Genomic DNA, 26,860 nt, shown 5'->3' on the forward strand with positions numbered 1-26,860 from the left:
TCAGAGCACCTCCGGAGCCAGCGAGATGATCTTCATGAACCGCTTGTCACGCAGCTCGCGGCCCACGGGGCCGAAGATGCGCGTGCCACGAGGCTCACCGTCGTTCTTGAGGATCACGGCCGCGTTCTCGTCAAACTTGATGTAGGAACCGTCCGGACGACGACGCTCCTTGGCGGTGCGGACGATGACCGCCTTCACGACATCGCCCTTCTTCACGTTGCCGCCGGGGATAGCGTCCTTGACGGTTGCGACGATGACGTCGCCGATTCCGGCGTAGCGACGGCCCGAACCACCGAGAACACGGATGCAGAGAATCTCCTTGGCACCCGTGTTGTCGGCGACGCGAAGTCGCGACTCCTGCTGGATCATTTAGTGAACTCCTGTCGTCGAGCCGGTTCTCGCTGAGCGAGCCTTGCCGAACGGATAGCTGTCAGTGCCGGGTCCCTTGCGGGTGAACCGGCCAGGTGCGGCGGGGTCCCGCCGCCCTGTCTACTGGTTGCCGCACCTTCGTGCGGCCCGAGACCGGTCGTGACGGACGGGACCCCCGCCCGTCACGACCTGGTAGGCGCAGGGCCTACTTGGCCTTCTCGAGGATCTCCACCAGGCGCCACCGCTTGGTCGCGGACAGCGGGCGGGTCTCCATGATAAGGACGAGGTCACCGACGCCGGCAGCATTCTGCTCGTCGTGGACCTTGACCTTGCTCGTGCGCCGGATGACCTTGCCGTAGAGCGGGTGCTTGACCCGGTCCTCGACCTCGATCACGACGGTCTTGTCCATCTTGTCGCTCACCACGTAGCCGCGCCGCGTCTTGCGGTTGGCGCGCTGGTCAGCGGCCGTCTCGGTCACCGGTGCGGCGTTCGTTGCGTTCTCGCTCATTCCAGCCTCACTCACTCACGCTCGGTGCGGTACGGATACCGAGCTCGCGCTCGCGCAGGATCGTGTAGATCCGAGCGATGTCGCGACGCACGGCCTTCAGGCGACCGTGGCTCTCCAGCTGACCGGTGGCCGACTGGAAGCGGAGGTTGAAAAGCTCCTCCTTGGCCTTCTTCAGCTCGGCAACGAGCTTCTCGTCGTCGAACGTGTCCAGCTCGCTCGAACCCAGTTCCTTGGTTCCGATAGCCATCAGTTGCCACCACCCTCGCGCACCACGAAACGGCACTTCATCGGGAGCTTGTGGATCGCGCGGCGCATGGCCTCGCGAGCCAGGGGCTCCGGTACACCGGCCAGCTCGAAGATGATACGGCCGGGCTTGACGTTGGAGATCCACCACTCGGGCGAACCCTTACCAGAACCCATGCGGGTCTCCGCCGGCTTCTTGGTCAGCGGGCGGTCCGGGTAGATGTTGATCCAGACCTTTCCGCCTCGCTTGATGTGGCGGGTCATCGCGATACGAGCAGCCTCGATCTGACGGTTCGTGACGTACGCAGGCTCGAGAGCCTGGATGCCGAACTCGCCGAACGCGATCTGGTTGCCACCCTTCGAGGCGCCGGAGCGCGAGGGGTGGTGCTGCTTGCGGTGCTTCAGCCTGCGCGGGATAAGCATGCTCAGGCCTCCGTTCCGGACTCAGGAGCCTTCTCGGCGACAGGTGCCTCCGCCCCTGCAGCTGCAGGTGCCTCGGACTGTGCCGGACGCTCGTTGCGACGACCAGCACCGCGACGGTCTCCACCACGGTCAGGACGGTCGCCACCGCGGGGGCCACCACGGCCCTGGCGGGGAGCGGCGGTCGCCTGCTGCGCAGCGAACTCCTTCTCGGTCATGTCGCCCTTGTAGATCCACACCTTGACGCCGATACGGCCGAAGGTGGTGCGGGCCTCGAAGAAGCCGTAGTCGATGTTCGCGCGGAGCGTGTGCAGCGGCACACGGCCTTCGCGGTAGAACTCCGAGCGGCTCATCTCGGCGCCGCCGAGACGGCCCGAGCACTGGACACGGATGCCCTTGGCGCCAGCGCGCTGCGCGGACTGCATGCCCTTGCGCATCGCACGACGGAAGGACACGCGGCTCGCGAGCTGCTCCGCGATCCCCTGGGCCACGAGCTGAGCATCGATCTCAGCGTTCTTGACCTCGAGGATGTTGAGCTGGACCTGCTTGCCCGTGAGCTTCTCGAGCTCGCCGCGGATGCGGTCTGCCTCTGCGCCACGGCGGCCGATGACGATGCCCGGACGTGCGGTGTGGATGTCCACACGAACACGGTCGCGGGTGCGCTCGATCTCGACCTTGGAGATGCCGGCACGCTCGAGGCCCGTGGCCATGAGCTTGCGGATCTGGACGTCCTCACGGACGTAGTCGCGGTACCGCTGTCCGGGCTTGGTGCTGTCGGCGAACCAACGCGACCGGTGGTCGGTGGTGATGCCGAGGCGGTACCCGTGCGGGTGAACCTTCTGTCCCACTATCGGGCCCTTCCCTTCGTGTCTTCGCGCGGAGCGAGAACCACGGTGATGTGGCTCGTCCGCTTGAGGATCTGGCTCGCGCGCCCCTGAGCGCGAGGCCGGAACCGCTTGAGGGTCGGGCCCTCGTCCACGAACGCCTGGGCAACGACGAGCTCCTGCTCGTCGAATGCCACGCTCGCGCGGTCGGCCTTCACCCGTGCGTTCGCGATCGCGCTCTCCACGACCTTGCGGATGGGCTCACTCGCGGCCTGCGGTGCGAACTTCAGCACCGCGACGGCCTCGGTGGCCTGCTTGCCACGGATGAGGTCCACGACGCGCCGGGCCTTCTGGGGCGTGACACGGACGAACCGCGCCTGCGCCTTGGCTTCCATTGCTGTCCTGCCTTCTTGTCTCGTCATGACGTTCGGAGTCGCCGTCTCTTGATCTGCGTCTGCACGCAGATCAGCGACGACGGCCCTTCTTGTCGTCCTTCACGTGGCCGCGGAAGGTCCGGGTGGGTGCGAACTCGCCGAGCTTGTGGCCAACCATCGACTCGGTGACGAACACCGGAGTGTGCTTGCGTCCGTCGTGCACGGCAAAAGTGTGACCGAGGAAGTCGGGCGTGATGACCGACCGACGGGACCAGGTCTTGATGACGTTCTTGGTCCCCTTCTCGTTCTGGACGTCCACCTTCTTCTGAAGGTGTCCATCGACGAAGGGGCCCTTCTTCAGGCTGCGTGGCATCTGTCAGGCTCCTATCAGCGCTTCTTGCCGGTACGGCGACGACGCACGATCAGCTTGTCGCTCGGCTTGTTCGGACGGCGGGTACGACCTTCGGCCTGGCCCCAAGGGCTGACCGGGTGACGTCCACCGGAGGTCTTGCCTTCACCACCACCGTGAGGGTGGTCGATCGGGTTCATGGCGACACCACGGACGGAGGGGCGCTTGCCCTTCCAACGCATACGGCCGGCCTTGCCCCAGTTGATGTTCGACTGCTCGGCGTTGCCCACCTCGCCGACCGTGGCGCGGCAGCGCAGGTCGACGTTGCGGATCTCACCCGACGGCATACGCAGCTGGGCGTAGGGGCCGTCCTTGGCGACGAGCTGCACGGAGGCACCAGCCGAACGGGCGATCTTCGCGCCGCCACCGGGCTTGAGCTCGATGGCGTGGATGACCGTACCGGTCGGGATGTTGCGCAACGGCAGGTTGTTGCCGGGCTTGATGTCGGCACCGGCGCCGTTCTCGATGACGTCGCCCTGCTTCAGCTTGTTCGGCGCGATGATGTAGCGCTTCTCGCCGTCCGCGTAGTGCAGGAGCGCGATGCGTGCCGTGCGGTTGGGGTCGTACTCGATGTGAGCGACCTTCGCGGGCACGCCGTCCTTGTCGTGACGACGGAAGTCGATGACTCGGTATGCGCGCTTGTGGCCACCACCCTTGTGACGGGTGGTGATGCGACCGGTGCTGTTGCGGCCACCGCTCTTGGTGAGCGGACGGACCAGCGACTTCTCCGGCTGCGAGCGCGTGATCTCGACGAAGTCGGCAACGCTCGAGCCGCGGCGGCCGGGCGTCGTCGGCTTGTACTTACGGATTCCCATGGGGATCTGTCCTCAATCTGCTCTCGTCCGGCCTCAGCCGACCGGCCCGCCGAAGATGTCGATCGTGCCCTCGCGGAGGGTGATGATCGCACGCTTGGTGTCCTTGCGCTTGCCCAGTCCGAAACGCGTCCGCCGGGTCTTGCCCTTGCGGTTGATCGTGTTCACGGAGGCAACCTTGACCGAGAAGATCTGCTCGACAGCGATCTTGATCTCGGTCTTGTTGGCCCGCGGGTCCACGAGGAAGGTGTACTTACCCTCGTCGAGGAGCCCGTAGCTCTTCTCGGAGACCACCGGCGCGAGCAGGATGTCGCGGGGGTCCTTCGTCACGGCGGTCACTTCGCGGCCTCCTCGGCCTCGTCAGCTGCTTCCGACTCGGACGCGACGGCCTTGACCGACGAGCCCGTGGCGGGTCCGGCGAGGAACGCAGCGAGTGCGCCCTCGGTGAAGACCACGTCGTCGGAGACCAGCACGTCGTAGGTGTTCAGCTGGTCAGCGACCAGGAGGTGCACCTGCTCCGCGTTGCGGAGGGACTTGCTCGTCAGCTCGTCGCCGCGCTCCAGCACCACGAGCACGTGCTTGCGGGGAGAGAGGTTGGCGAGCGAGGAGATCGCGGCCTTGGTCGACGGCTGGCCGTCGATCCCGAAGCCGGACACGACGTGGACACGGCCTGCACGAGCCCGGTCGGAGAGGGCGCCGCGCAGAGCAGCAGCCTTCATCTTCTTGGGGGTGCGCTGGCTGTAGTCGCGCGGCGTCGGGCCGTGAACGACCCCACCGCCGGCGAACTGAGGCGCACGGGTCGAACCCTGACGGGCGCGGCCGGTGCCCTTCTGCTTGTACGGCTTGCGTCCACCACCGCGGACCTCGCCGCGGCTCTTGGTGTCGTGCGTGCCCTGACGGGCTGCAGCGAGCTGCGCGACGACAACCTGGTGGATCAGCGGGACGTTCGTCTGGACGTCGAACACCTCGGCGGGAAGCTCGGCGGTGCCGGCCTTCTTGCCCGTGGCGTCGAGGACGTCAACAGTGAGAGCTGCCATGAGTGTCATGCTCCCTTCACGGCGCTACGCACGAGGACGACGCCGCCCTTGGGGCCGGGCACTGCGCCCTTGACGAGCAGCAGACCCTTCTCTGCGTCGACCGCGTGGACGGTCAGGTTCTGCGTGGTCTGCTGGTCGAAACCCATGCGACCAGCCATGCGCACGCCCTTGAAGACTCGACCCGGGGTCGAGGCCCCACCGATCGAACCAGGCTTGCGGTGGTTACGGTGTGCACCGTGGGAGGCCGGGGCGCCGTGGAAGCCGTGACGCTTCATGACACCGGCCGTGCCCTTGCCCTTGGTGGTGCCCTGGACGTCGACCTTCGCGCCGGCCGTGAAGACCTCCGCGGTGATCTCCTGGCCGAGGGTGTACTCACCGGCGTTGGTCGTGCGGACCTCGGTCACGTGACGGCGCGGCGTGACGCCGGCCTTCTCGAAGTGACCCTTGAGGGGCTTCGTGACCTTGCGCGGGTCGATCTGGCCTGCAGCCAGCTGGACCGCGCTGTAGCCGTCGACCTCTTCGGTACGGACCTGGGTCACGACGTTCGTGCCCACGGCAACGACCGTGACGGGAACCAGGCGACCGGCCTCGTCCCAGAGCTGGGTCATGCCGAGCTTCGTACCGAGCACGGCCGTGACGGGCCGCTCGTTCTGCTGGGGGGTAGTCATGTTGTCCTCCCGCCTCAGAGCTTGATCTCGATGTTCACGTCCGCAGGCAGGTCGAGACGCATGAGCGAGTCGACGGCCTTCGGAGTGGGATCGATGATGTCGATAAGCCGCTTGTGCGTGCGCATCTCGAAGTGCTCGCGGCTGTCCTTGTACTTGTGAGGCGACCGGATGACGCAGAAGACGTTCTTCTCCGTCGGCAGCGGCACCGGGCCCACGACCGTTGCACCAGCGCGGGTGACAGTGTCGACGATCTTGCGCGCCGAGCTGTCAATCACCTCGTGGTCGTAGGACTTGAGCCGGATGCGGATCTTCTGTCCCGCCATGGCGTCGTCTGACTCTCTCTCTCGAACCGCTAGCTGTCCGACCCACGCGCTCGGGCGTGTCGCCAATCGCGACCTACCCAGCGCACGCACCGAGGAACGGTGCAGGGCCGTTGGATATGTGAACCGCTCACGCATCGGGCCAACTTCTGGCGCCCGACGGCGTCACAGCCGTTCACAACGTTGTCGAGCCTGTGCAGAACCTGAGCTCCGCGGGGTCCTCGATCCGTATCGACAGAGAGTTCAACCCGCGGCAACCCCGGAATACCGAGGTCCGCATGCTTAGCGGTTCAACACACTGTTCGACACATGAAAGAGCGCACCCGTAACAGGCAACCTGAACAGTCTGCCACAGGAACTCGTGGAAGACCAATCGTGGCTCGTGTGACTCTGCCCTCAGACGGACTGTCCTCACGCTCCGACCGACACGCTCACGCGCAGTGCGGGCTTGTCGGTGCTTCAAGGGTAACCGCCCGATGGGGCCTCGCAGGACGAAGTGACGGCCTTCACACCGACGGCCGGCTCGCCTGGAGAGCCACAGGCCCGACCACGTGCTCCTCACCTGCATCGATGCAGCTCGACCACGCGCCGACCGGAATCGAGATCGGTCGCAGATCACTACTCCGGACCCTGCCGGTCTGCCCGTCTTCGCCCTCGAGTCACGCCTCGCGCGACCGGGGCACGACCCACCCGGCCCGGAGCCGAGCCCCCACCCGGAGTCGCACGCTGCCCGCTCCCCCGAGACCGGCCGTGCGCCTGCCACGACCAGGTCGTCGGGCGCCACGACGCACGACTACCGAGGGAGGCCCGACACCCGTCACGGCAGCGAGCACTCCGGTGCCTCGGCCGCCCCGGTATCGGCCCGCGGCGACGGACGGCATCGGGGCACGCCTCGCGAGCCCGGGTCAGGCACCCGGGGACGACGAAGGGCCCGGGTACCTTGCGGTACCCGGGCCCTTCGTTCAATCCTTCCCGACTGCCCTGAGCCTGAGGCTCACGAGCTGACGGAGTGGATCAGGTGGTCAGAAGATCACTTGATGATCTTCGTGACACGGCCCGAACCGACCGTACGGCCGCCCTCACGGATGGCGAAGCCGAGGCCCTCCTCCATGGCGATCGGCTGGATCAGCGCGACCGTCATCTCGGTGTTGTCACCAGGCATGACCATCTCGGTGCCCTCGGGCAGCGTGATGACGCCGGTGACGTCCGTGGTGCGGAAGTAGAACTGCGGGCGGTAGTTCGAGTAGAACGGGTTGTGACGCCCACCCTCGTCCTTGCCCAGGATGTAGACCTGAGCCTCGAAGTCGGTGTGCGGGGTGATCGAACCCGGCTTGACGACGACCTGGCCGCGCTCGACGTCCTCGCGCTTGATGCCGCGGAGCAGCAGACCGGTGTTGTCGCCGGCCTGAGCCTCGTCCATCTGCTTGTGGAACGTCTCGATACCCGTGACCGTGGTCTTCTGCGGGTTGCGGATGCCGACGATCTCGACCTCGGAGTTGACCGCGAGGGTGCCGCGCTCGACCTTGCCGGTGACGACGGTGCCACGACCGGTGATCGTGAAGACGTCCTCGACGGGCATGAGGAAGGGCTTGTCGAGCTCACGGACGGGCTCGGGGACGTTCTCGTCCACGGCCTCCATGAGCGCCTCGACGGACTTGACCCACTCGGGGTCGCCCTCGAGAGCCTTCAGACCGGAGACGCGGACCACGGGGGCCTCGTCGCCGTCGAAGCCCTGCGACGAGAGGAGCTCACGCACCTCCATCTCGACAAGCTCGAGGATTTCCTCGTCCTCGACCATGTCGGACTTGTTCAGCGCGACCAGCAGGTAGGGGACACCCACCTGGCGGGCGAGCAGGACGTGCTCACGCGTCTGAGCCATGGGGCCGTCGGTCGCCGCGACCACGAGGATCGCGCCGTCCATCTGAGCGGCACCGGTGATCATGTTCTTGATGTAGTCGGCGTGCCCGGGAGCGTCGACGTGAGCGTAGTGACGCTTGTCCGTCTCGTACTCGATGTGCGCGATGTTGATCGTGATACCGCGCTGCTTCTCTTCCGGAGCCTTGTCGATCTCGTCGAACTTGAACTCGGGGTTCACGTCCGGGTACTTGTCGTGCAGCACCTTGGAGATCGCTGCCGTCAGGGTCGTCTTACCGTGGTCGACGTGACCGATGGTGCCGACATTGACGTGCGGCTTGGTCCGCTCGAACTTGGCCTTCGCCACTGGGGTCCTCCTGGGACTTGGGTAGTTGTGCCGAACGATGCAGATGCACAAGACATCTGCGGGGCGTGCGGGTCGCTACAGGTTGATGGTTGTTACAGGGTCTTCGACCTGTGGGGACTCACTCGCCCCGGGTCTTCTTGATGATCTCTTCGGCAACGTTCCGAGGGACCTCGGCATAGCTGTCGAATGACATCGAGTACACAGCGCGACCCTGGGTCTTGGACCGCAGGTCGCCGATGTACCCGAACATCTCGGACAACGGTACTTGAGCACGGATGACCTTGACACCCGTCGCGTCCTCCATGGACTGGATCATGCCGCGACGAGAGTTGAGGTCACCGATCACGTCGCCCATGTACTCCTCGGGCGTACGCACCTCGACCGCCATGACCGGCTCCAGCAGAACCGGGTCCGCCCGCTTGACGCCCTCCTTGAGGACCATCGAGCCGGCAATCTTGAATGCCATCTCCGAGGAGTCGACATCATGGTACGCGCCGTCGATGAGCGTAGCCTTCACGCCCACGAGCGGGAAGCCGGCGAGGACACCCAGCTGGAGGGCGGCCTGGATACCGGCGTCGACCGACGGGATGTACTCACGCGGGATGCGACCACCGGTGACGGCGTTCTTGAACTCGTAGAGCTCGCCGCCCTCGGTCAGGTCGAGAGGCTCGAAGGTGACCTGCACCTTGGCGAACTGACCCGAACCACCGGTCTGCTTCTTGTGCGTGTAGTCGATCTTCTCCGCCGCGCGGCGGATGGTCTCGCGGTACGCGACCTGCGGCTTGCCGACGTTCGCCTCGACGTTGAACTCGCGACGCATACGGTCGACGAGGATGTCGAGGTGGAGCTCGCCCATGCCGCCGATGACGGTCTGGCCGGTCTCCTCGTCGAGCTTGACGCGGAAGGTCGGGTCCTCCTCGGCGAGCTTCTGGATGGCGACCGAGAGCTTCTCCTGGTCGGCCTTCGTCTTGGGCTCGATCGCCACGTCGATGACAGGCTCCGGGAAGGTCATCGACTCGAGGACCACGGGGTTCGCGATGTCACACAGGGTGTCACCGGTCGTCGTGTCCTTGAGGCCGATGAACGCGTAGATGTGGCCGGCGCTGCCGAGCTCGACCGCGTTCTCCTTGTTGGAGTGCATCTGGAAGATCTTGCCCAGGCGCTCCTTCTTGCCCTTGGTCGCGTTGAGCACCTGGGTGCCCGGCGTGACCTGGCCGGAGTAGACGCGGACGTACGTCAGCTTGCCGAAGAACGGGTGCGAGGCGACCTTGAACGCGAGAGCCGCGAAGGGCTCCGAGGCGTCGGGGTGGCGCTCGACGACCTTCTCCTCGTCCTTGACGTCGTGGCCGTTGATGGCCGGGACGTCGAGGGGCGACGGGAGGTAGTCGATGACCGCGTCGAGCATGGGCTGGACGCCCTTGTTCTTGAACGCGGAGCCGCACAGCACCGGGAAGGCCTCGCCCGCGACGGTGAGCTTGCGGATCGCGGACTTGATCTCCGCGATCGTCAGCTCTTCACCGTTGAGGTACTTCTCGAGGAGCTCCTCGTCGGCCTCGGCGACGTTCTCGACGAGCTCGGCACGGTAGGTCTTGGCCTTCTCGAGGAGGTCCGCGGGGATCTCCTCGACCTCGTAGGCCTCGCCCATCTTGGTCTCGCCGCGCCAGACGAGCGCGCGCATCTCGAGCAGGTCGACGACGCCCGTGAAGTCGCTCTCCGAGCCGATCGGCAGCTGGATGACCAGCGGCTTGGCCTTGAGGCGGTTCACGATGGTGTCGACCGTGAAGTAGAAGTCAGCGCCGAGCTTGTCCATCTTGTTGACGAAGCAGATGCGCGGCACGTTGTACTTGTCGGCCTGGCGCCAGACGGTCTCGGACTGGGGCTCGACGCCCTCCTTGCCGTCGAAGACAGCAACAGCGCCGTCGAGCACGCGCAGGGAGCGCTCGACCTCGACCGTGAAGTCCACGTGGCCGGGGGTGTCGATGATGTTGATCTGGTTCTTGTTCCAGAAGCAGGTCACGGCGGCAGACGTAATCGTGATGCCGCGCTCCTTCTCCTGCTCCATCCAGTCGGTCGTCGACGCGCCGTCGTGCGTCTCACCGATCTTGTAGTTCACCCCGGTGTAGAACAGGATGCGCTCGGTGGTCGTGGTCTTACCGGCATCGATGTGGGCCATGATGCCGATGTTGCGGACCTTGTTCAGGTCGGTCAGCACGTCGTGTGCCACGGGTACTTCCCCTTTGTGTGGGTTGAGTCGGGGGCGATGCTTCGACCGAGAGGCCGGCTGGACCCGCCGACGGCCCCGGGGGTGAACCCCCAGGGCCGGTCGGTCGGACTACCAGCGGTAGTGCGCGAAGGCCTTGTTGGACTCGGCCATCTTGTGCATGTCCTCGCGACGCTTGACCGCGGCACCGAGGCCGTTGCTCGCGTCGAGGATCTCGTTCATGAGGCGCTCGGTCATGGTCTTCTCGCGGCGGGCGCGCGAGTAGTCCGTGAGCCAGCGCAGCGCGAGCGTCGTGGAACGCGTGGGGCGCACCTCGACGGGGACCTGGTAGGTCGCGCCACCGACACGGCGAGAGCGGACCTCGAGGGCCGGGCGCACGTTCTCGAGCGCACGCTTGAGGACGACGACGGGGTCACCGTCGGTCTTCGCGCGGACACCCTCGAGGGCACCGTAGACGATCGCCTCGGCGGTCGACTTCTTGCCGTCCAGGAGGACCTTGTTGATGAGCTGCGTGACGACCGGGGAACCGTAGACAGGGTCGACGATGAGCGGGCGCTTCGGGGCGGGGCCCTTACGAGGCATTAGCTCTTCTCCTTCTTGGCGCCGTAGCGGCTGCGAGCCTGCTTGCGGTTCTTGACGCCCTGGGTGTCGAGTGCGCCACGGACGATCTTGTAGCGGACACCGGGGAGGTCCTTCACACGACCGCCACGGACGAGCACGATGGAGTGCTCCTGGAGGTTGTGGCCGACACCGGGGATGTACGCGGTGACCTCGACCTGCGAGGACAGCTTCACGCGTGCGACCTTGCGCAGTGCGGAGTTCGGCTTCTTGGGGGTGGTGGTGTACACACGCGTGCACACACCACGCCGCTGCGGGGAACCCTTGAGGGCGGGAGTCTTGGACTTCCCGACCTTCGAGGTCCGCCCCTTGCGGACGAGCTGCTGGATCGTAGGCACTACGTCTCCGTGTCTTCTCGAGCTGGACCGGGGCGAAACCCCGGCGGTGGTCTACGGGCTGTGGGCGCCGACGGCAAACGGCACCTGCGACGCAGAGCGTCGCAATCGCCACGTACCACCGGCTCGATGGTCCGGGCCCCGAACCACGGATCATCCGAGGAACACAGGGACCGGAATGCTCGCGCACTCACATCGGCTCGCTGGAGAACACCACAGCAAGCCCGACGGCGCGGGCACGGTCATTCACGATACCTGCCGGTCGGCAGGTAGTCAAAGCGAGAGGGGGTGACCGCGGCGCGTCGAACGCGCCACGGTCACCCCCTGTGCTACTCGTTCCCCCGCTGCCCGACGACGAGGAGTCGCCGGGCAGCGGGGTCAGGATCAGCGGTAGTCGCCGAAGTCCAGGTCCTCGAGCGGGATCGCCTCGCCGGAGCCCATGCCGAGCCCCTGGAAGTCGATCTCGTCGTAGCCGAAGCTCGGGTAGAGCTCGGTCTTGGCCTGCTCGGTGGGCTCGACCTCGACGTTGCGGTAGCGGGGCAGACCCGTACCGGCCGGGATGAGCTTACCGAGGATGACGTTCTCCTTGAGGCCGAGGAGCGGGTCACGACGACCGCTCATCGCCGCCTCGGTGAGGACGCGCGTCGTCTCCTGGAAGGAGGCCGCCGAGAGCCACGAGTCGGTCGCGAGCGACGCCTTCGTAATCCCCATCAGCTCGGGACGGCCGGAGGCCGGCTGGCCACCCTCCGCCACGGCCCGACGGTTGAGGTCCTCGAAACGCCCACGCTCGGCCAGCTCGCCCGGGAGCAGCTGCGAGTCACCCGAGTCCAGCACGGTCACGCGACGCAGCATCTGCCGCACGATGACCTCGATGTGCTTGTCGTGGATGTCCACGCCCTGGGAGCGGTAGACCTCCTGGACCTCGTCCACCAGGTGCTTCTGGGTGGCGCGGGGGCCGAGGATGCGCAGGACCTTCTTGGGGTCGACCGCACCCTGGACCAGCTGGGTACCGACCTCGACGTGGTCGCCGTCGCTGACGAGGAGGCGCGAACGCTTCGTCACCGGGTAGGCGATCTCCTCGGAGCCGTCGTCCGGGGTCAGGACGATGCGGCGCGTGCGCTCCGCCTCGTCGATCGTGATACGACCCGAGAACTCCGCGATGGGACCCTCACCCTTCGGGGTACGGGCCTCGAAGAGCTCGGTCACACGGGGCAGACCCTGCGTGATGTCGTCCGCGGAGGCCACACCACCGGTGTGGAAGGTACGCATCGTCAGCTGGGTACCGGGCTCACCGATCGACTGGGCCGCGATGATGCCGACGGCCTCGCCGATGTCGACGAGCTTGCCCGTGGCCAGCGAACGGCCGTAGCACTTGGCGCACGTACCGACGCGGGACTCGCAGGTCAGGACCGAGCGGACCTTGACCGTGTCGATCCCGGCGGCGAGGAGCGCGTCGATGACCAGGTCACCGGCGTCCTCCCCTCCCTTGGCGATGAGGTTGCCGTCTGCGTCCTGCACGTCGGAGGCCAGCGTGCGGGAGTAGATGCTCGTCTCGACCTTGTCGTGACGGACCAGGCGGTCGCCGATCTTCTCCCCGACGGGCAGCGTCAGACCGCGCTCGGTGCCGCAGTCCTCCTCGCGGACGATGACGTCCTGCGACACGTCGACCAGACGACGGGTCAGGTAACCCGAGTCGGCCGTACGCAGTGCGGTGTCGGCGAGGCCCTTACGGGCACCGTGCGTCGCGATGAAGTACTCGAGGACCGAGAGGCCCTCACGGTAGTTGGACTTGATCGGGCGAGGGATGATCTCACCCTTCGGGTTCGCCACGAGGCCGCGCATACCGGCGATCTGACGGACCTGCATCCAGTTACCACGAGCACCCGAGCCGACCATCGTGTAGACGGTGTTGCGCTCGGGGAAGCTCGCGCGCATCGCGGTGGCGACCTTGTCGGTGGCCTGGGTCCAGATCTCGATGAGCTCCTGGCGGCGCTCGTCGTCGGTGATCAGACCACGCTCGTACTCCTGCTGGACCTTGAGCGCACGAGCCTCGTGCTCCTCGAGGATCGCGGCCTTCTCGCTCGGCGTCGCGACGTCGGAGATCGCGATGGTGACACCCGAACGGGTCGCCCAGCGGAAGCCGGCCTCCTTGAGGGCGTCGAGCGAGGCAGCGACCTCGACCTTGGGGTAGGTCTCGGCGAGCTCGTTGACGATCGTCGAGAGCTTCTTCTTGTCGACGATCCCGTTGACGTAGCCGTAGCTGACGGGGAGCGTCTCGTTGAAGAGCGCGCGGCCGAGCGTCGTCGCGAAGACGAACGGCTCACCCGGGACGAAGCCCTCAGGGGCCTCTCCCTCGGCGAAGACGAGGCCGTCCATGCGGATGCTGACCTCGGCGTTCAGGTCCAGCGTCCCGCTGTCGAAGGCCATGATGGCCTCGGCGACGGAGCTGAACGCGCGCCCTGCACCCTTGGCATCCTTCTTGTCGTTCGTCAGGTGGTACAGACCGATGATCATGTCCTGCGAGGGCATGGTCACCGGACGGCCGTCCGACGGCTTCAGGATGTTGTTGCTCGAGAGCATGAGGATGCGGGCCTCGGCCTGGGCCTCGGCCGACAGCGGCAGGTGCACGGCCATCTGGTCACCGTCGAAGTCCGCGTTGAACGCGGCGCACACGAGCGGGTGCAGGTGGATGGCCTTGCCCTCGACCAGCTGGGGCTCGAACGCCTGGATGCCGAGACGGTGCAGCGTCGGTGCACGGTTGAGCAGCACCGGGTGCTCGGTGATGACCTCTTCGAGGACGTCCCACACGACCGGGCGCGCGCGCTCGACCATGCGCTTGGCGCTCTTGATGTTCTGCGCGTGGTTCAGGTCCACGAGGCGCTTCATCACGAACGGCTTGAAGAGCTCGAGGGCCATCTGCTTGGGCAGACCGCACTGGTGCAGCTTGAGCTGCGGGCCGACCACGATGACCGAACGGCCCGAGTAGTCGACACGCTTGCCGAGCAGGTTCTGACGGAATCGACCCTGCTTGCCCTTGAGCATGTCGGAGATCGACTTCAGCGGACGGTTGCCGGGGCCCGTGACCGGGCGACCACGACGGCCGTTGTCGAAGAGCGAGTCCACAGCTTCCTGCAGCATGCGCTTCTCGTTGTTGACGATGATCTCCGGGGCGCCCAGGTCGAGAAGACGCTTGAGACGGTTGTTCCGGTTGATCACGCGGCGGTACAGGTCGTTCAGGTCCGAGGTCGCGAAGCGGCCACCGTCGAGCTGCACCATGGGGCGCAGGTCCGGCGGGATGACCGGGACGGCGTCCAGCACCATGCCCGTGGGCGAGTTCGTGGTCGTCAGGAACGCGTTGACGACCTTGAGGCGCTTGAGCGCACGGGTCTTCTTCTGGCCCTTGCCGGAGCGGATGATCTCGCGCAGGAGGTCAGCCTCGGCAGCCAGGTCGAAGTCCTGGAGACGCTTCTGGATCGCCGCGGCGCCCATCGAGCCCTCGAAGTAGTTGCCGTAGCGGTCCTGGAGGGCGCGGTACAGCATCTCGTCGCCCTCGAGGTCGGCGACCTTGAGGTTCTTGAAACGGTCCCAGACCTGGTCCAGGCGGTCGAGCTCGGCGTCGGAACGCTTGCGGATCGCCGCCATCTCGCGCTCGGCCGAGTCGCGGACCTTGCGGCGGGCGTCGGCGCGAGCGCCCTCGGCCTCGAGCGCGGCCAGGTCGGCCTCGAGCTTCTGGGCACGGGTGTTGATGTCGTTGTCGCGACGGTCCGTGATCTCCTTCTTCTCCAGGTCGATCTCGTTCTGGAGGTTGGGGAGGTCTTCCTGACGGCCCTCGACGTCGACCGACGTGATCATGTACGCGGCGAAGTAGATGACCTTCTCGAGGTCCTTCGGCGCGAGGTCGAGGAGGTAACCGAGGCGGGAGGGCACACCCTTGAAGAACCAGATGTGCGTGACAGGAGCGGCGAGCTCGATGTGGCCCATGCGCTCGCGGCGCACCTTCGAGCGCGTCACCTCGACGCCGCAGCGCTCGCAGATGATGCCCTTGAAGCGCACGCGCTTGTACTTGCCGCAGTAGCACTCCCAGTCACGGGTGGGACCGAAGATCTTCTCGCAGAAGAGCCCGTCCTTCTCCGGCTTGAGGGTGCGGTAGTTGATGGTCTCAGGCTTCTTGACCTCGCCGTGAGACCAGTCACGGATGTCGTCTGCCGTGGCCAGTCCGATACGCAGCTCGTCGAAGACATTGACGTCGAGCAAGGTGGTCCTACTTCCTTCGTCTGCCGGCCTGTCCGGGGTTCGTCCCGGCCGGCGCGGTGGAGGTGCTACAGAGTGTCGGGTGGCGGTGGGGGCGGTCGTTCGTCACGAACGCCCCCACCGCTTCCGAGATCAGATCTCGTCGATGCTGGATGCTGCGTTGGGGCGACGCGAGAGGTCGATGCCGAGCTCCTCGGCAGCGCGGTACACGTCGTCGTCCGACTCACGCATCTCGATGGAGACACCGTCGCTGGAGAGCACCTCGACGTTCAGGCACAGCGACTGCATCTCCTTGAGGAGAACCTTGAAGGACTCCGGGATGCCCGAGTCGGGGATGTTCTCGCCCTTGACGATCGCCTCGTAGACCTTGACACGGCCCGGGACGTCGTCGGACTTGATCGTCAGCAGCTCCTGGAGGGTGTACGCCGCGCCATAAGCCTCGAGCGCCCACACCTCCATCTCGCCGAAACGCTGTCCACCGAACTGCGCCTTACCACCCAGCGGCTGCTGCGTGATCATGGAGTACGGACCGGTCGAGCGGGCGTGGATCTTGTCGTCCACCAGGTGGTGGAGCTTCAGGATGTACATGTAGCCCACGGAGACCGGCTCCGGGAACGGCTCGCCGGAGCGGCCGTCGAACAGACGGGCCTTGCCGTCGCGCCCGACCATGCGGTTGCCGTCACGGTTCGGCAGCGTCGTGGAGAGCAGACCCGTGAGGGCTTCCTCCTCGAGGCCGTCGAAGACCGGGGTGGCCACGGGGCGACCGGGCTCGGACGATGCCGCGACGACGGGGAGGCGCTCCTTCCAGGAGAGGTCGCCCTCGCCTGCTGCGCCGTCCGTCTGCGAGATGTCCCAGCCCTGCTTGGCGACCCACCCGAGGTGGGTCTCGAGGACCTGGCCGACGTTCATACGACCGGGAACACCCAGCGGGTTGAGGATGACGTCCACAGGGGTGCCGTCCTCGAGGAAGGGCATGTCCTCGACCGGGAGGATCTTCGAGATGACACCCTTGTTGCCGTGACGGCCGGCGAGCTTGTCGCCGTCCGTGATCTTGCGTCGCTGCGCGATGTAGACGCGGACCAGCTGGTTGACGCCGGCGGGCAGCTCGTCGCCGTCCTCACGGTTGAACTCGCGGACGCCGATGACGGTGCCGGACTCGCCGTGGGGGACCTTGAGCGACGTGTCGCGGACCTCGCGGGCCTTCTCGCCGAAGATGGCGCGCAGCAGGCGCTCCTCGGGGGTCAGCTCGGTCTCGCCCTTGGGCGTGACCTTGCCGACGAGCACGTCGCCCGCGCCGACCTCTGCACCGATGCGGATGACTCCGCGCTCGTCGAGGTCCGCCAGGACGTCCTCGGAGACGTTCGGGATGTCCCGCGTGATCTCCTCGGGGCCGAGCTTCGTGTCGCGGGCGTCGACCTCGTGCTCCTCGATGTGGATCGAGGACAGGACGTCGTCCTGCACGAGGCGCTGCGACAGGATGATCGCGTCCTCGTAGTTGTGGCCTTCCCAGGACATGAACGCGACCAGCAGGTTGCGGCCGAGCGAAAGCTCGCCCTCGTCGGTCGCCGGGCCGTCGGCCAGCACGGAGCCGACCTCGACGCGTGCGCCCTCGTCGACGACGACACGCTGGTTGTACGACGTGCCCTGGTTCGAGCGGCGGAACTTGGCCGCGCGGTAGCTCGTCGTGGTCGCGTCGTCGTTGGCGACGACGATCATGTCGGCCGAGACCTCGGTCACGACACCGGGCTTGGTGGCGACGATGACGTCACCGGCGTCGATGGCTGCACGACGCTCCATGCCGGTCCCGACGAGCGGGGCCTCGGAACGGACCAGGGGCACGGCCTGACGCTGCATGTTGGCACCCATGAGTGCGCGGTTGGCGTCGTCGTGCTCGAGGAACGGGATGAGGGCGGTCGCGACCGACACCATCTGGCGCGGCGAGACGTCCATGTAGTCGACCTCGGTACCGAGGACGTCAGCCGTCTCGCCACCCTTGGTGCGGACCAGGACGCGCTCCTGACGGAACGAGCCGTCCACGTTGAGCTCGGTGTTCGCCTGGGCGATGACGTAACGGTCCTCGTCGTCGGCCGTCAGGTAGACGACCTCGTCGGAGACCTTGCCGTTCTCGACCTTGCGGTACGGCGTCTCGATGAACCCGAAGGGGTTGATCCGGCCGTAGGAGGCGAGCGAGCCGATCAGACCGATGTTCGGGCCTTCAGGGGTCTCGATGGGGCACATGCGGCCGTAGTGCGACGGGTGGACGTCACGGACCTCCATGCCGGCGCGGTCACGGGACAGACCACCCGGGCCCAGCGCGGACAGACGACGCTTGTGCGTCAGGCCGGCGAGCGGGTTGTTCTGGTCCATGAACTGCGACAGCTGCGAGGTGCCGAAGAACTCCTTGATCGACGCCACCACGGGGCGGATGTTGATCAGGGTCTGCGGCGTGATCGCCTCGACGTCCTGGGTCGTCATGCGCTCGCGCACGACACGCTCCATGCGCGAGAGACCGGTGCGCACCTGGTTCTGGATGAGCTCACCCACGGCGCGGATACGACGGTTGCCGAAGTGGTCGATGTCGTCGGTCTCGACGCGGATCTCGACGGGCTCGCCGGCACGCGTGCCGGGGAGCGTCGTGACCTCTGCGTGGAGGGCCGCGAGGTACTTGATCGTCGCGACGATGTCCGTGACGGACAGCGTGGAGTCCGCGAGGGGCGCGTCGACGCCGAGCTTCTTGTTCGCCTTGTAGCGGCCGACCTTCGCGAAGTCGTAGCGCTTGGGGTTGAAGTAGAAGTTCTCGAGGAGCGAGCGACCGGCCTCGACCGTGGGCGGCTCGCCCGGGCGGATCTTGCGGTAGAGGTCGACGAGCGCCTCTTCCTCGGTGTGGACGTGGTCCTTCTCGAGCGTGTCGAGCACGGCCGGGAAGTCCGCGAACTCCTCGCGGATCTGCGACTCGGTCACGCCGAGGGCCTTGAGCAGCACCGTGACGGACTGCTTGCGCTTGCGGTCGACGCGGACGCCCACGGCGTCACGCTTGTCGATCTCGAACTCCAGCCACGCACCGCGCGACGGGATGATCTTCGCGGAGTAGATGTCCTTGTCGCTCGTCTTGTCGGCCTGGCGCTCGAAGTACACGCCGGGCGAACGGACGAGCTGCGAGACGACGACGCGCTCGGTGCCGTTGATGATGAAGGTGCCGCGCGCGGTCATGAGCGGGAAGTCGCCCATGAAGACGGTCTGGCTCTTGATCTCACCGGTGTTGTAGTTCACGAACTCCGCGGTGACGAAGAGCGGTGCGGCGAAGGTGAAGTCCTTCTCCTTGCACTCCTCGGCCGTGTACTTCGGGGGCTCGAAACGGTGGTTCGAGAAGGAGAGAGACATGGAGGAGCCGAAGTCCTCGATCGGGGAGATCTCCTCGAAGATCTCCTCGAGACCCGACGTCGCGGGGACGTCCTGGCGACCGGCAGCAGCCGCGGCGTCGACGCGTGCGCGCCACGCCGGGTTGCCGAGCAGCCAGTCGAAGCTCTCCGTCTGGAGCCCGAGCAGGTCGGGCACCTCGAGAGGCTCGTAGATCTTGGCGAAAGAGACGCGCCGGGAAGCGGTGCGGTTCGCGATAGCGTCGGCGGACGGAGCAGAAGGGGTGCGCGAGGCAGCCAAGAGGGGTCCTTCCCTGCAGATCGATTGCACGCTGTACGCTGCGTGGCTGGAGGACCTCTTCCCCCCTGAGGCTGCCGTGGTGCACGATGGACGCACACCGAAGACGGTTCGGGCAGTTCAGAGGGTGCCGAGGGCACACGCGAGCGCAAAGCGCTAGCATACCCGGTCCGGTCAAGCGTGTCCAGCGACGCCAAATCACGGCCTGTCAAGACCGTTGTCGAGCCGCGTTCCACTCCCCCACCGGACCGGTGAGGACATCTTCTCGGTGGCCGCCATATGCCGCCCAAGAACACGAAAAAGATCCCTGCCCGACGGCGCCTGTCACCTTCTCCTGGAAGGTGGGCTCCGGCGTCGGGCCGGGAGACGCACAAGCGACGAGAGGCCCGCACCCCGGAGGGTGCGGGCCTCGTCGCCTGTGCTACCTGTCAGGTCGCGCGAGGCGACCTGTCATGCGATACCGCCCCGAAGGGCAGTGATCACTTGACGGTGACGGTTGCGCCGGCGCCCTCGAGGGCAGCCTTGGCCTTGTCAGCAGCGTCCTTGGCGACGTTCTCCAGGACGGGCTTGGGGGCGCCGTCAACGAGGTCCTTGGCCTCCTTCAGGCCGAGGCTCGTGAGGGCACGCACCTCCTTGATGACCTGGATCTTCTTGTCGCCGGCAGCCTCGAGGATGACGTCGAACTCCGTCTTCTCCTCGACCTCCTCGGCGGCAGCGGCCGCGGGGCCTGCAACGGCGACGGCGGCCGGAGCGGCGGCGGTGACCTCGAAAGCGTCCTCGAACGCCTTCACGAACTCAGAGAGCTCGATGAGGGAGAGGCCCTTGAACTGCTCGATGAGCTCTTCGGTGCTGAGCTTCGCCATGATGGCGGTCCTTTCGGTTGGTGCTCGGCAGCGGCCCTGTCAACGATCCACAGAGCCCTGCTGGAAGCAGAGGGGGTGTGTGCGTGCTGCGTGATCCTCCGAGGAGGGTCAGGCTGCAGCGCTCTCCGATTCCTGCTTGAGGCGCAGGGCATCGATGGTGCGAACGGCCTGCGAGGCGGGCGCGTTGAACAGGTATGCCGCCTGGTAGAGCGGCTGCTTGAACGCGCCGGCCAGCTTGGCCAGCAGGACCTCGCGGGACTCGAGGTCCGCGAGCTTGGTGATGTCCGCAGCGGTCAGGGAGCGTCCGTCGAGGACACCGCCCTTGATGACCAGTGCGGGGTTCGCCTTGGCGAAGTCACGCAGGCCCTTGGCCGCCTCGACCGGGTCACCGGTCACGAAGGCGATGGCCGAGGGGCCCTTGAAGTCGGCGTCGATCTCGATGCCGGCTTCCTTGGCCGCGATGGCGGTCAGCGTGTTCTTCACCACGGCGTAGGTTGCGTTGCCGCTGAGCGACCGACGCAGCTGCTTGAGCTGCGCGACGGTGAGCCCGCGGTACTCGGTCAGCACGGCCGCGTTCGACTCGCGGAAGTTCTCCGTGAGCTCTGCGACTGCGGCTGCCTTGTCCGGCCTCGCCATGGCAATCCTTCCGGTGGTGGTGCCACCGGTCTCCGCAGGGCGGGGGCCCTGGGGGGTGAGGTCCTGCGGAGACGAGAAGAGCCCCGCGCAGGCGCGGGGCTCGAAGTGCAGGCTCTCGCCCGCTCCGTGAACTCTCACCTGCGCTGGCCTCCGCACTTCTGCGGGACTTCGGTCCGGACTGCAGCTGACGAGTCAGCGGGCAGGACGGTACGACCGGCGGTCTTGGGTACTGGAACAGAGTACGTGACGCGGGCGCGTGGTCCAAATCGACGGTCGGCGTGACGCCAGAACGTCGAGAGCCGTCGAGATCAGGCCACGAGCGGGCCGAAACACACCAGCGGCACCGGCTCGTCCTCCACGCTGATGGCACGAGCGAGCGCATCGCCCGGCGTAGCCCCTCGAGCGAGCTCCGCGTGCAACCTGGGCATGCCCCGCGCGGCGACGTCGTCCCGCAGCGGAGCGATGCTCGCGATCACCGCCCGCGCCCCGAGACGCACGAGGACGCTCGTGAGTCCCAGCGGCTCACCCCCCGTGCGGACCGAGGAGAGACCGACCTCGCAGGCCGAGAGCACGACGACCGCGCCGCTGAGGTCGATCCCGTCGAGCTCGTGCGCGAACAACGGACCGTCCGTGAGACGCAACGAGGAGAACAACGGGTTGTCGGTCTCGTGCGTCCCGTGCGCGGCGAGGTGGACGACGCCCGCCCCGTCAAGAGACTCCACGACGTTGTGGCACGTGGCGTCCGCGCCGGTCAGGAGCGTCGCCCCGCCCCAGGCCCGTGCCACGAGACGGGTCTCCTCGTCCGACGCCAGGAGACCCGGCCCGCTGACGACGACCACACCGCCGGGTCGCTCCGTCTCGGCCTCCACCTGGAGATCCACCCAGGAGTTGACCCAGGTGCGCGCCCCGGCCCGTGACGGGAGAGACATCCAGGGCACGGCAAGGAGGAGGTCCCGCGCCGTGACGTGCAGGTCGCCGACCACCTGGAGCGGCCCGAGGAGAGCGTCGTCCAGCCTGACCAGGACCTTGCGCAGCGACGACGTCGCCGCCAATCTCATCGGCGCCGGGATCAAGGCGTTCGAGAGGACTGCGAAGTCCGCACGTGCACGCCGGACGAGCTCGGCCACGACGTCGAGGGGGGCGAGCCTCACGATGGACGCCCCGTCCTGCGAGACGCGCACGGCCGACACGTGCCCTTCGTGGATGACGATGTTGGCGACCGTCGGCCCGGACGGCAGGGCGGACAGCGCCCGGCGCAGCGAGCGCTCGCTGGTCGGGCGCGGCCTGCTGTCGTCGCCGGTCCGTTGCCACATCCGTCGGCGCGCCTCTTCCTGGAAGCGTCGCGCAGCCCCCAGGTGGAGCTGGCGCTCCTCGAGCGCCCCGGCCTCGGCCGCGGTACCCAGTCCTCGAGCCGCCTCGACCTCGCGGCGGGCGGAGGCGAGGAGCTCGGCCAGCACAGGGTCGGTGGCCGGGCGCACCCGTCCGGTACCCGCGAATGCCGCGCGCCCCCGTTCCACCGCGTCGAACACCGCGCTCGCCCGACCTGTCCGGAAGGCCGCGTCGACGTCGACGATGCCCAGTCGCACACCGTGGACAGCAGAAGCCGTCACGACGTCGACAGACCCCAGACGGGACCGGTGGGAGACCAGCGCCTCCTGCCCTCGACGGATCGCGGCGAGGCCGCGACGACGATCTCCGTCACCGAACGCGACCATGGCGCGCACGGCCTCGCGCTGGATCCGTACCGCGAGGCTCCAGGAGCGCGGGGACGACGTCACGGCCTCGAGCGCTCCTCGCGCGCGAGCCACGTCGCCGGCTCGGACGTAAGCCTCGGCCTGCAGCACGCGCGCCGGTACACCGACCAGGACCGGAGGCATCTCACGGGCCTTCTCGGCGATCTCCCCCGCGTTCCTCGCCACCTCCCGGAAGTCGTCGGGTGCAGCACTCTTCGAGAGGCCGGCCAGCAGGGCCTCCTGCCGGACGAGCTCGCTGCGCAGCGCCCAGACCACGTTGGACTGGCTGTGGAAAGCGGACTTCGCCTCTCCCGCGAGCTCTGCCGCGCGCTCGGTCTGCCGCAGGTGGAGCAGGCAGCGCGCGATGTCGAAGCGAACCCTGGCAAGGTCGGCGAGCGACCCACTCTGGTCGAGGATCGACGTCGCCCGTTCGAGCACGGCGACCGCCTCCGTGACCAGTCCGGCCTCCTGCAGGACGACGGCGCGGTCCAGGAGCCCGACGGCGTCCTCGTCACTGGGGTCCAGCTCGCTCGCCTCGTCCATGAGTCGCAGGGCCAGCGGCAGGTCACCGTGCAGGAACTCGGCATAGCCGAGGTTGTGCCGCCCCTTCGCCTCGATCGAGACGTCGCCCACCGTTCGCGCGTGCTCGACCGACGCTCCGAGATCCCGGCGAGCGTCGTCGACCGCCCCCACCTCGAGGTGCAACGCGCCTCGGTTGAGCAGCACGATCGCGGTGTCCCTCGACACGACCGTGGACTGCGCAGGCGCTGCACGGTCGAGCTCGGCCAGTGCGCCGGAGACGTCTCCGGCTCGGAGCAGGAGAAGCCCCCGCTGCCCCTGGACCGCGATCAGCTCGTCCGCGAGATCGACCTCGTGGCACCACGACTCAGCGTCGTCGAGCAGGTGGAGAGCCTCTCCGAGGTCGCCCGTCACCTCGTAGCCGCACCGGGCTGCCCCCAGGATCGCGCGAGGCCACAGCGAACGGAGGTCGGCCTGCTCGTCCCCAGCATCTCGAGGATCGCCGATCACGTCGAGCATGTCCCGGTAGCTTGCGAGCGCCTCGACGAAGAACTCTTCGTCGTTCTGCTGCCGGGCACGGATGTAGAACGCTCGCGCTCGATCGACCTTGTCCCTCACAGGGACACGGTAGCCAATCGCCGGGTCGCCAGCGCTCGACGGGGACCCTGGTGCGTGCACCAGGGTCCCCGTCGAGCACGAGGCGTTGCCTCGTCCGGGGGGTCAGTCCTCCGGGATCAGACCGGTCGCGCTCTGCACCGCGGGCCACAGCATGCGGCACCGCGCCGGTGCACCGTGAGGTTCCGGGGCCGTCGGTGCCGGGATGCCTGCCCTCAGCAGCGACGCAGCCAGCTCACCAGCGAGAACCGGTGCCGCGAAGGACGTCCCGCTCCAGACCGCGAAGCCGCCTTGGAATCCCTCCGGGTCGATGGTCGCGCGGAAGCCCTCCGAGAAGAGCTCCTTCATGTACATGGAGGGCGCGATCACACCGTCCATGGTCACCGGGGCAGTGCTCACGAGGCCCGCCCCCGTGCGCAGACAGGTGACCCAGGTACCGTCGTTGCTGAAGAGCGACGTCGTGCCGTCCGGGTTCTTCGATCCGACGGCGATGAGTGGTGGCTCGTCCCAGCTGAGGTGCTGTCCGGCGAGCAGCGTCGGCGGCGTGGTCCGACGGTCGATGCGCGGTGCGAAGGCCGCAGGGTACGTCTCTCGCACCTGCCCGTCGTTGCCGCTCGACGACACGACGAGCACTCCGAACCGCCGCAGCGCCGACAGGACCATACCGAGAGGAGCGTCGAAGTCGGCGTCCTCGGGACGCTCGTGGTAATAGCCGAGCGACAGGACCGCGACGTCCACCGGTGCGTATCCGGGTACCCCGCTGAGTCCGAGGACGTGCCAGAGAAGCATGCGTCGGAGCGAGCGAAGGAGGTCCCGCTCCGGGATGATCCCTGAACCCCCGTAGACCCTGGGCGCGAGGATGACAGCGTCCGGGCAGAGCTGGTGCACGAGACCGGCCATGAACGTGCCGTGCCCGGCGACCGGGTCCAGCGGGCCCGTGAGGGGGTAGATCGACACTCCACCGTGCTCGGGGTCCTGGAAGTCGAACTCGGGGTCAGGGCACAGGCCGACAGGGACGCCGACGACCTGCGGGTCCCGCAGGACGATGCGCTCGTTGTCCGCGAGTGCTTCGACGCCTGGGACCAGCTCAGGATTCCACCACGGGTGCTTCCCGACGCCGGTGTCCATGAGCGCGACGACCGGTCGACGCTCCCCCTGCTGACCCGTGAACACCGTGTCACCGGCACGGATCGCTCGCCAGGGTGCGGCGCCGACCCAAGCCACGGGCTGGCGTCCGCCCGAGCCCGCGACCGCGTACTCGTCCATCCCCGCGAACGGGTGGCTAGCGGTCTTGGGGTGGCTCCCGGTCTTCGGGTGGCTCCCGGTCTTGGGGTGGCTCCCCGTCTTGGGCATTCCCTGGATGAACGGCTGCGTGTCCGAGAAGTCCCACGGCTGCGACATGGGCTGCCCACCGATCGAGCCGGGCACGATCACGTGGTCGAGCGAGACGAAGGCCCCGGCAGGCAAGGGCTGCTCGCGTTCGGCCGGACCGTCGCCTTCATCGAGGTCGATCCGCGCGTCCCGCAGGAGCGAGACGACGTCCCAGCCGTCGGGGAGCTCACCGTTGTCCTCACGCGCCAGCACGACAGTGGTACCGAACACCGTCCGCATCTCCTGAGCGACGGCCGGATCGAGCCCAGCCTCGACCGCGCGCTCGACGAGCTCCAGGTCCTCGTAGGTCTCAGGCTCGATCTCCACCACCAGGTGTCGATGCCTTGCGGCTCGTCGGAGCTGACGCAACCACCGCGGGTCCGGCTCGCCCTCCTCCGGCGCCGCGGCGTTGATCAGCAGTCGATCACCGACGTACCACGTCGGCTGCGGGGAAGCCTCGCGTCCGGTCCGGCGTGCCGTGACCGGGTCGAGCGCTCGCGTCCGCCACTGCAACCGCGCGGGGGTGTCCCCGTGCCAACCTCGTCGAGCGTTCCCGCTCTCCGTCGAGCTCGTGCTCACGTGCTCCTCCTCGAGTCGTACTGACCGAGCCCGTCCGCCGCCGCGCGACGCCGTGCTCGTGGCATGGGGCGCGGCGCCCCTCGACGGGGCCGCCGCGGGTGGGGTCGGCTAGAGCTCGATGACCGGGGTGCTCACTGCACCGTGGGAGGACGCGGCCGGCTGCACCACGAAGCTGGCGGGTCCGGGCTCGACCTCGTCGAACACGAAACGACCGTCCTCGTCGCTCAAGGTCTCGCTCACCCCGCCCGGGCGGTGCAGCACGACACGGAGCTCTGCGGCCGGAGCCGCCCACCCGTCGATGCGCACCTTGCCGTCCTCGGTGGGCGAGAGCGAGATCATCACCGTCACGGCCTCCGACGTGAACGTGATGGTCCGCGCCTCGACCGGCGGCGCCTCACCGCGGACGGACATCTCCGGTACGCGCACGTACTCGAGCTCCATGACCTCGGCCTCGAGGCCGGCGAGCGTGATCGCGAAGAGCGACCTCTCCACCAGCCCGTCGGGTACCGGGTCGAGCATCGCGCTGATCCGCGCGAGGTCCGCGAGGATCTCGAGGTCTACCGTGTCCAACGGGTCGTCGGGGCTGTATCCGATCGGCGCGCTCATGATGTTTCCCATGTCCTGTCCCCCTGATCGCTTTCCATGATGTCGCGGAGCTTGGCCAGGCAGCGCCCGCGGTTGGATCCGATGCTGCCCACCGGCATGCCGATGGCGCTCGAGATGTACTTGTAGTCAGGGCGGTCCGCCAACGAGATCAGCCGGAGGAGCTGCTGGCAGCGGTCCGGCAGCTGGAGGACGGCGCGCCACAGGTGCCGGTCCCGCTCCCCCTCGAGGACCTGGGTCTCCGGGGTGGGGTCTGAGGACGGCAGCGCGCCGACGGGCCCGTCGAGCAGGTCGTCGGGAAGCTCGGTGCGGCGCTTCAGGTCGTCGCGCTGCTTGCGGACCACCTCCCACGCACCGCGCTTGGCGGTCACGAGGAGCCACTTGAGCACCGCGTGCGGCTCCTGGATGGTGTGAGCGTTGCGCACGAGCGCCATCCAGGTGTTCTGGACCACGTCGTCAGCGTGCTCTCGGTCGGCACCCTGCGCCCGCGCCGTGTGCCACAGCAGCGGGGTCGCCTCCTTCACGAAGTCGGCCAGTGCCTGGTGCTTGCCCTCCCGGTAGTCGAGGAGAGCAGCCGCGGCTCGATCGCCGAGGCTCACCTCCGGTTCGTCGACTTCCGGGACGTCCTCGGTGATCCGTGTCATGGCTGGGTGCGCC

The 26,860-nt window shown here is 67.5% G+C and carries 24 protein-coding genes; all 24 read right to left on the bottom strand.

Translation table 11 applies throughout. The features are described 5' to 3' along the window. The 24 genes from rplN to ACFWGN_RS06350 all read right to left on the bottom strand — a co-directional run bounded on the left by rplN (nucleotide 1) and on the right by ACFWGN_RS06350 (nucleotide 26,847). Nucleotides 1–369 carry a 50S ribosomal protein L14 gene (rplN, locus tag ACFWGN_RS06235; protein WP_056653778.1) on the bottom strand — a complete coding sequence of 123 codons (369 nt, stop codon included), beginning with the start codon at nucleotides 367–369 and terminating at the stop codon, nucleotides 1–3. Between the two features lie 205 nt (nucleotides 370–574). After that, a complete protein-coding gene (rpsQ, locus tag ACFWGN_RS06240; protein WP_056653775.1) occupies nucleotides 575–877 on the bottom strand; it encodes a 30S ribosomal protein S17 in 303 nt (100 codons plus the stop codon). A 7-nt stretch (nucleotides 878–884) separates the two neighbouring features. After that, a complete protein-coding gene (gene rpmC / locus ACFWGN_RS06245) occupies nucleotides 885–1,124 on the bottom strand; it encodes a 50S ribosomal protein L29 (protein ID WP_056653772.1) in 240 nt (79 codons plus the stop codon). After that, a complete protein-coding gene (rplP, locus tag ACFWGN_RS06250; protein WP_056653770.1) occupies nucleotides 1,124–1,543 on the bottom strand; it encodes a 50S ribosomal protein L16 in 420 nt (139 codons plus the stop codon). Before rplP ends, rpmC begins: the two co-directional genes overlap by 1 nt. A gap of 2 nt (nucleotides 1,544–1,545) precedes the next feature. Next, nucleotides 1,546–2,388: a 30S ribosomal protein S3 gene (rpsC, locus tag ACFWGN_RS06255; protein ID WP_030151934.1), complete on the bottom strand. Its 843-nt coding sequence runs from the start codon at nucleotides 2,386–2,388 to the stop codon at nucleotides 1,546–1,548. Further along, a complete protein-coding gene (gene rplV, locus ACFWGN_RS06260; RefSeq protein ID WP_193718679.1) occupies nucleotides 2,388–2,759 on the bottom strand; it encodes a 50S ribosomal protein L22 in 372 nt (123 codons plus the stop codon). The genes rpsC and rplV overlap by 1 nt, the downstream gene beginning before the upstream one ends. A 70-nt stretch (nucleotides 2,760–2,829) precedes the next feature. Further along, the gene (gene rpsS / locus ACFWGN_RS06265) at nucleotides 2,830–3,111 is read right to left on the bottom strand and encodes a 30S ribosomal protein S19 (protein WP_012867940.1); all 282 of its coding nucleotides are present in this window, start codon (nucleotides 3,109–3,111) and stop codon (nucleotides 2,830–2,832) included. Between the two features lie 14 nt (nucleotides 3,112–3,125). Next, complete coding sequence (gene rplB, locus ACFWGN_RS06270; RefSeq protein ID WP_056653766.1) at nucleotides 3,126–3,962, bottom strand: 50S ribosomal protein L2; 837 nt, start codon at nucleotides 3,960–3,962, stop codon at nucleotides 3,126–3,128. Nucleotides 3,963–3,995: 33 nt separating this feature from the next. After that, nucleotides 3,996–4,298 carry a 50S ribosomal protein L23 gene (rplW, locus tag ACFWGN_RS06275; RefSeq protein WP_056653763.1) on the bottom strand — a complete coding sequence of 101 codons (303 nt, stop codon included), beginning with the start codon at nucleotides 4,296–4,298 and terminating at the stop codon, nucleotides 3,996–3,998. Further along, complete coding sequence (gene rplD, locus ACFWGN_RS06280; RefSeq protein ID WP_056653761.1) at nucleotides 4,295–4,996, bottom strand: 50S ribosomal protein L4; 702 nt, start codon at nucleotides 4,994–4,996, stop codon at nucleotides 4,295–4,297. Before rplD ends, rplW begins: the two co-directional genes overlap by 4 nt. Before the next feature lie 5 nt (nucleotides 4,997–5,001). After that, complete coding sequence (gene rplC, locus ACFWGN_RS06285) at nucleotides 5,002–5,664, bottom strand: 50S ribosomal protein L3 (protein ID WP_191801411.1); 663 nt, start codon at nucleotides 5,662–5,664, stop codon at nucleotides 5,002–5,004. A 14-nt stretch (nucleotides 5,665–5,678) separates the two neighbouring features. Beyond that, nucleotides 5,679–5,987, bottom strand: a complete 309-nt coding sequence (gene rpsJ / locus ACFWGN_RS06290) for a 30S ribosomal protein S10 (protein WP_012867945.1) — start codon at nucleotides 5,985–5,987, stop codon at nucleotides 5,679–5,681. 1,027 nt (nucleotides 5,988–7,014) lie between these two features. Beyond that, on the bottom strand, nucleotides 7,015–8,205 hold the full coding sequence (gene tuf / locus ACFWGN_RS06295) for an elongation factor Tu (RefSeq protein WP_377616141.1): 1,191 nt from the start codon (nucleotides 8,203–8,205) through the stop codon (nucleotides 7,015–7,017). Between the two features lie 118 nt (nucleotides 8,206–8,323). Next, on the bottom strand, nucleotides 8,324–10,429 hold the full coding sequence (fusA, locus tag ACFWGN_RS06300; RefSeq protein ID WP_377616143.1) for an elongation factor G: 2,106 nt from the start codon (nucleotides 10,427–10,429) through the stop codon (nucleotides 8,324–8,326). Nucleotides 10,430–10,537: 108 nt separating this feature from the next. Beyond that, nucleotides 10,538–11,008: a 30S ribosomal protein S7 gene (rpsG, locus tag ACFWGN_RS06305; protein ID WP_030151942.1), complete on the bottom strand. Its 471-nt coding sequence runs from the start codon at nucleotides 11,006–11,008 to the stop codon at nucleotides 10,538–10,540. Next, on the bottom strand, nucleotides 11,008–11,382 hold the full coding sequence (gene rpsL, locus ACFWGN_RS06310) for a 30S ribosomal protein S12 (protein ID WP_021479869.1): 375 nt from the start codon (nucleotides 11,380–11,382) through the stop codon (nucleotides 11,008–11,010). Before rpsL ends, rpsG begins: the two co-directional genes overlap by 1 nt. A 381-nt stretch (nucleotides 11,383–11,763) precedes the next feature. After that, nucleotides 11,764–15,633: a DNA-directed RNA polymerase subunit beta' gene (locus tag ACFWGN_RS06315; protein ID WP_377616144.1), complete on the bottom strand. Its 3,870-nt coding sequence runs from the start codon at nucleotides 15,631–15,633 to the stop codon at nucleotides 11,764–11,766. Between the two features lie 129 nt (nucleotides 15,634–15,762). Continuing rightward, a complete protein-coding gene (rpoB, locus tag ACFWGN_RS06320) occupies nucleotides 15,763–19,287 on the bottom strand; it encodes a DNA-directed RNA polymerase subunit beta (RefSeq protein WP_056762583.1) in 3,525 nt (1,174 codons plus the stop codon). A gap of 476 nt (nucleotides 19,288–19,763) precedes the next feature. Further along, a complete protein-coding gene (gene rplL / locus ACFWGN_RS06325) occupies nucleotides 19,764–20,147 on the bottom strand; it encodes a 50S ribosomal protein L7/L12 (protein ID WP_030151946.1) in 384 nt (127 codons plus the stop codon). A 108-nt stretch (nucleotides 20,148–20,255) separates the two neighbouring features. Beyond that, nucleotides 20,256–20,783, bottom strand: coding sequence for a 50S ribosomal protein L10 (rplJ, locus tag ACFWGN_RS06330; RefSeq protein ID WP_030151947.1), 528 nt, complete (start codon nucleotides 20,781–20,783; stop codon nucleotides 20,256–20,258). A gap of 308 nt (nucleotides 20,784–21,091) precedes the next feature. Beyond that, nucleotides 21,092–23,653, bottom strand: coding sequence for a CHAT domain-containing protein (locus tag ACFWGN_RS06335; RefSeq protein ID WP_377616145.1), 2,562 nt, complete (start codon nucleotides 23,651–23,653; stop codon nucleotides 21,092–21,094). A 102-nt stretch (nucleotides 23,654–23,755) separates the two neighbouring features. After that, entirely contained in the window at nucleotides 23,756–25,600 is a 1,845-nt protein-coding gene (locus ACFWGN_RS06340; protein ID WP_377616146.1) for a S8/S53 family peptidase, read from the bottom strand. 108 nt (nucleotides 25,601–25,708) lie between these two features. Beyond that, nucleotides 25,709–26,206 (bottom strand): hypothetical protein, encoded by a 498-nt coding sequence (locus ACFWGN_RS06345; protein WP_377616148.1) that lies wholly within the window; start codon nucleotides 26,204–26,206, stop codon nucleotides 25,709–25,711. Next, on the bottom strand, nucleotides 26,203–26,847 hold the full coding sequence (locus ACFWGN_RS06350; RefSeq protein ID WP_377616149.1) for an RNA polymerase sigma factor: 645 nt from the start codon (nucleotides 26,845–26,847) through the stop codon (nucleotides 26,203–26,205). The genes ACFWGN_RS06345 and ACFWGN_RS06350 overlap by 4 nt, the downstream gene beginning before the upstream one ends. Nucleotides 26,848–26,860 lie beyond the last annotated feature (13 nt).

Origin of the sequence: Oerskovia sp. NPDC060338, from assembly GCF_042726295.1 — a bacterium.
Classification (GTDB): Bacteria; Actinomycetota; Actinomycetes; order Actinomycetales; family Cellulomonadaceae; genus Oerskovia; species Oerskovia merdavium.